1 protein-coding gene is annotated in these 490 nt (G+C 51.2%); it reads left to right on the top strand.

Annotated elements, in window-relative coordinates; translation table 11 throughout:
- Positions 1-87: 87 nt before the first annotated feature.
- Positions 88-490 (top strand): recombinase family protein (locus EXE42_RS16775; protein WP_199240801.1); only part of this gene is annotated, 403 nt, incomplete at its 3' end.

Here is a 490-nt window from a genome sequence, read left to right as displayed (position 1 = left end):
GACACAACGACAGGTAGCTGAGGCTGGGGGCATTTCGGCTGAAACTGTTCGCCAACGTGTGAGCGATATTCGGAGACTGGAGCAGCTATGATGGATCAGATTTCGGATCGAGATCGTCTGTACGGAGACGATGAACAGGAAGATATCCGAGCAGCGGTGTATGCCCGTACTTCATCGGCAAAGCAGTCCTTTGGTCATTCTCTAAATGAGCAAGTTCGGCTATCCATCGAACGGTGTCAGATGCTCGACTGGGAGGTCGTTTTCGTATTCCGTGATGAAGCAGAGAGCGGAAAAGACCCGGACAGACCGATGTTTCAATCGATGCTCAGAGCCGCAGAGAAGCAAGCCTTCGACGTTGTCGTGTTTTGGAAACTCGACCGGTTCTCTCGAAGTCTCATGCACGCAGTACAGTTGGAATCCAAGCTGAGACAGTATGATGTCGGTCTTTACAGTATTACTGAGCAAATCGATACGACAACGGCGTCGGGAC

It is taken from the genome of Halorubrum sp. SP3 (assembly GCF_005435195.1).
Lineage (GTDB): Archaea > Halobacteriota > Halobacteria > Halobacteriales > Haloferacaceae > Halorubrum > Halorubrum sodomense.
This window is presented reverse-complemented; position numbering and strand designations above follow the sequence as displayed.